This window comes from Stieleria sp. (assembly GCF_041595215.1).
Classification (GTDB): Bacteria; Planctomycetota; Planctomycetia; order Pirellulales; family Pirellulaceae; genus Stieleria; species Stieleria magnilauensis.
Map to the genome: position 1 here is coordinate 1 of NZ_JBFHKV010000737.1, position 4491 is coordinate 4491.

Consider the following 4491-nt stretch of genomic DNA (forward strand, 5'->3'; position numbering starts at 1 on the left):
CATCAGCAACAAGGCTTGCAGCGGCGTGTTGGTCCGTTCCCGCCGCGCCGTGCACGACTCGCGACTGGGCGCGTCGAAGGTGGACATCTGCGGCGGGGCACTGGTGCGTTTCCAGAAAATGTAAACACTGCGGCGAAGCTGTTTCTCCAGTTCCGCGTCGGCTTTGAAATTCGCGGTGTTGCTCCGCGTGTAACCGACGGCGTACCACAGCCCAGACGGTTGCGGCGGCTTGACGCTCGGACCGCCCAGTCGCGGATTCAACAATCCTGCCAACGCCAAGGCCTGATCACGAAGCACTTCGGCGTCCAGGCGATGTCGTGGACCGCGTGCCAGAAATCGATTCTCCGGATCGATCGCAAGATTCTCCGGACTGACCGCGGCGTCACGTCGGTAGGCGCGACTGGTCACCATCAATTTGACCAGCCGCTTGATGTCCCAACCGCTTTCGATGAAATCGACCGCCAGCCAATCGAGTAGCTCGGGATGACTGGGCGGCTGACCCTGGCTGCCGAAATCTTCACTGGACTTGACCAATCCGCTGCCGAAGATCGATTGCCAGAAACGATTCACCGCGACACGCGACGTCAACGGGTGCTCCGGCGTGACCAGCCACTTGGCTAAACCCAATCGGTCGCGCGGCAGGTCGTCGGCCATCGGCGGCAGAAACTCGGGGACACGTCGTGAGACGGTATCGCCCGGTTGATCATACTGGCCTCGGACCAGCACCTTGGCTTCACGCGGTTGGTCCAGTTCCTTCCAAACCAATGTCGTCGCGATCTGGCCTTCCAGCTTTTCTTTCTCCGCTTCGGCGCCCTTGACCATGTCTTGCAGCACCAACCAATCCGGGTGCGTGCATTGGACTTCACGATAGTAGGCACGAAGCGATGCCGCTTGCTCCGGCGTCCGTTCACTCGGTTTCTGAGACGCAAGTTCCACGATGCCTTTTGGCAGCGGGATCGCAGCGGACCGATAGGCGTAGGCGAACTGCGCGGTGCGACCGAGCGAGACGGTCTTGATGTACAGGTCGTTGTGCCCTTTCTTCAACTCCAACGTGTACGTCTTGGCCAGCGGGTTGATCGGACCGGTGCGTTCGGACTGCGCGATCCGTTTCTTGTTCAAGAACACGACGTGACTGTCGCTGGTCCCCAGCAGCAGATCGATCGACTGTTTCTTGGGCGATTGCAACGTTTGGTGGATTAAGTTGACTGCGACGCTCTCGCCGGCAACGGGCAAGGTATGAATCGCAACCGGCGTCCAATCGTTCCGCAATTCCCAGCCGTACGTTTTGTCTTCGTATTTAAAAGTTTCGTCCGCGTCGAAGTCCCGTTGTTGGGAACCGAAACTGCGGTAGATGCCCGGGTTGGAACTTTCCACGGGGAACGGGCCGACGCTGTGAAGATCACCGACGGTGATCTGGTCCTTGATCGGAACCGAGGCCGCCGCTTCGGACAACTGGAAGCGGACGGCATAGAACTGATGCTTGGCAAACTGTGACAGGTACTCCAGCCGAATTCGAATCTGGTCGTGACCGCGTTCGACTCGCTCGGCCAGGTCGGCAATGGCGAACGACGCGTTGCGGCCGCCGGTTTGTTGGTGCCCGGCGATCGCCCAGCCTTCGGTCGCCATGCGTTTTCCGTCGATCGCCAGACCGACCGCAAAATTGCCGTCCTGCTGTTCGATGTCGGCCAGCGCCGAGCGAATCGAAAGCGGTTCCCAACCCTTGTCCTTGACCGGCGAACTGCGCCGCGTTTCCACTTCGATCTCCGTCAGCACGGCGTTGCCGTTGGGCGAGACGCCCGCGCGATCGGTCTTGGGATCGGGGGAGACTTCCAATTGCAGCGATTGCCAATGACCGCCGGCCAAGGACGGGGCCAGCGGGGCGGTGATGGTTTGCACGTCTCGGTCGGCAACGGTGTCACCGACACGAACGTTGCCGTCGGCTTCGATCACCAACTCGGTGCCGAATTTGGAGTCCACTTCGCTCGGAGAGAGCAATTCGATTCGGGGGGAATGTTCGTCGTCGTGCTTCCCGCTCAAGCCGGCTTCCCAAATCCGCTGGGCGGCATCGACCGATTCGATCGGCTCACGCATTTCGCGACGCAGTTCCGCGATCTGCTGGTCCAACGCGGCAAGTTCCGCGGACTGTGCGTCATTCGGCACGCGGATGACGGGCGCCGGATCCTTTTTGTTTTCGTCCAACGCCCTTCCGTCCAGGCTGTTGAAGAACGCGAACAGCGAGTAGTACTCTTTCTGAGAAATCGGATCGAACTTGTGATCGTGACAGACCGCGCACTGCGTGGTCATTCCCAGGAAGACGGTTCCGAACGCATCGGTGCGGTCGATCACGTTGCGGGCGAACACCTCGTCATAAATCGATCCGCCTTCGTTTGTGGTGACGTTCAATCGGTTGAATCCGCTGGCGATTTTCTGTGACAGCGTCGCATCGGGTAGCAAGTCGCCGGCCAATTGCTCGGTCACGAATTGATCAAACGGCATGTTTTGGTTGAACGCATCGATGACCCAATCGCGATACGGCCACATCTCGCGATAGTTATCCAGGTGCAAGCCGTGGGTGTCGGCGTAACGGACCAGGTCCAACCAATAGCGTCCGAAATGTTGGCCGAAGGCGGGCGAGGCGAGCAGTTCGTCGACCAATCGATCGATGTCCAGTTTGCCGGCGGCGAGTCGATCGATCTGGTCACGTGTCGGCGGCAAACCCGTCAAATCCAAACACAGTCGTCGCATCAACGTCGCATCATCGGCGAGGCCGCCCAGCGTGAGACCTTTCGCAATGGCTTTGGCGTCGATGAAATGATCGATCGGGTGCGACGCAGTGGGCGGGACATCGACTTTGACGGGGGGCTCGTACGCCCAATGGCCACGATACTCCGCTCCGCCGGCCACCCAGGCTTCGAGCGTTTTTTTCTGTGCTTCGGTGAGGGGTTTGTTGAAGGCCGGGGGAGGCATCAACACGTCGTCGTCATCGCTCCGCAACCGCAAAACGAGTTCACTTTCGTCGACCGCGCCGGCTTGGACTACCGACAAAATTCCGTCGGCAGTGTCCAGCCTCAAGCCTGCCTGTCGCTCATGTTCATCGGGTCCATGACAGGCGAAACAATGGTCCGACAGGATCGGCCGGACATCGCGAGAAAAATCGGGAGCAGAATCGGCTGGAGATTCGCCCCGCACAAACGACGATCCACAAAGGGCCAGGACCGCCGCGGCGAAAAAGAATCGAATCGGCATCGGAGGGACACAAGGCGGGAAAGAAACGAAGGATCCACAAGTATACTCGATCAACCGAGAATGGGCCGCCACCGTTTCATCGATCTCTCAAGGCCGTCGTCAGCTCGATCAGGTTCCTCGGGTTTTGCCCCAGATCACCTTTGCCCACCCGCGATTGACTGGTGGCGTTGACGATCACGCTTTGGCTGGTGGCATCTTGGCTGGTGGCATCTTGCCCGGCGGGATGGGCGGTGAGTTCGACTTCGATGTCGTCGACGAATTTCATCACCGGCGTCGTGCGGGTCAATTGAATCCGCCGCCGGTCACCACCGGCTTGTTCCTCGGACACCCAATCCCACTTGGAATTCGTCTCGGTCCATTGTCGAATGCGATCCGCGGCGTCTTGGACACTGCCGTCGAGTTCGACCGGCCGAAGCTCCGGACGCGGGGCAGCGGGATCCAGGGCCGCTCGGTTTTGCGTCCAGTCACGTCCCCAATCGTCGATCCGCAGCACCACCGAACCGATGATCGCGACCGTGATGGCGAGCGCGACGCCCAGAGTGATCCATCCCATCATTTTGCTTTTCCGCATCTTGGTTTAGGGGTTCCCTTGTCGCCTGATCGTTCGGACAATTCGCCACACGCTCCCCAACTCGCACCCATTGCATTGCGTTATGGCTCATACGCCTTCGATGTTCCAATCCCAAGAAGACGACTTCTTGGAAGACGCCAAACCGCTAGCGGCGCGGATGCGTCCGACGTCGCTGAAAGAATACGTCGGTCAGCAGCACATTCTAGGGCCAGGGAAACTGCTGCGACGGATGGTCGATGCCGGGCGGTTGGGGTCGGTCATCTTGTCCGGACCACCCGGAACGGGCAAGACGACGTTGGCGCATCTGCTGGCCCAGGAAACCGGCAGCCGCTGTCGCCGGTTGAGCGCGGTCACCGGAGGGGTCAAGGAAGTGCGTGAAGCGTTGGCGTGGGCCACCGACTTGGTCGCCAGTGGTGAGCCCCGGCCGGTGTTGTTTATCGACGAGATTCATCGCTTTAGCAAAAGCCAGCAGGACGCGTTGCTGCTGCCCCTGGCTCAGCTCGTTCAGGGGAACCGACGCGAGCGAGGTGAGAGCGCAGGTCTCGAGCGCCTCGGCCACCGCGTGCGGGCTGGGAGGGAGGACGAAGCGGCCCATGGCCACGACCTCCTCGACCGTGAAGGCGAAGCACACCTCGGAGTGCTGGGGCACGTACGAGATCCAGGCGGCGCGCCGC

The 4491-nt window shown here is 60.5% G+C and carries 3 protein-coding genes; 1 reads left to right on the forward strand and 2 read right to left on the reverse strand.

The genetic code is table 11. The features are described from left to right. Positions 1 to 3246: DUF1553 domain-containing protein (locus ABX749_RS23385; RefSeq protein WP_372898122.1), on the reverse strand; the 3246-nt coding region annotated here is incomplete at its 3' end. A 76-nt stretch (positions 3247 to 3322) separates the two neighbouring features. Then, complete coding sequence (locus ABX749_RS23390) at positions 3323 to 3802, reverse strand: DUF1499 domain-containing protein (RefSeq protein ID WP_372898123.1); 480 nt, start codon at positions 3800 to 3802, stop codon at positions 3323 to 3325. 115 nt (positions 3803 to 3917) lie between these two features. On the opposite strand from ABX749_RS23390, the gene ABX749_RS23395 reads away from it, so the two are divergent. Then, positions 3918 to 4491: AAA family ATPase (locus tag ABX749_RS23395; protein WP_372898124.1), on the forward strand; the 574-nt coding region annotated here is incomplete at its 3' end.

Bases quoted from the DNA above. Each gene is read 5' to 3' on its own strand.
- ABX749_RS23390 (WP_372898123.1), bottom strand. From the start codon at position 3,802: ATGATGGGATGGATCACTCTGGGCGTCGCGCTCGCCATCACGGTCGCG.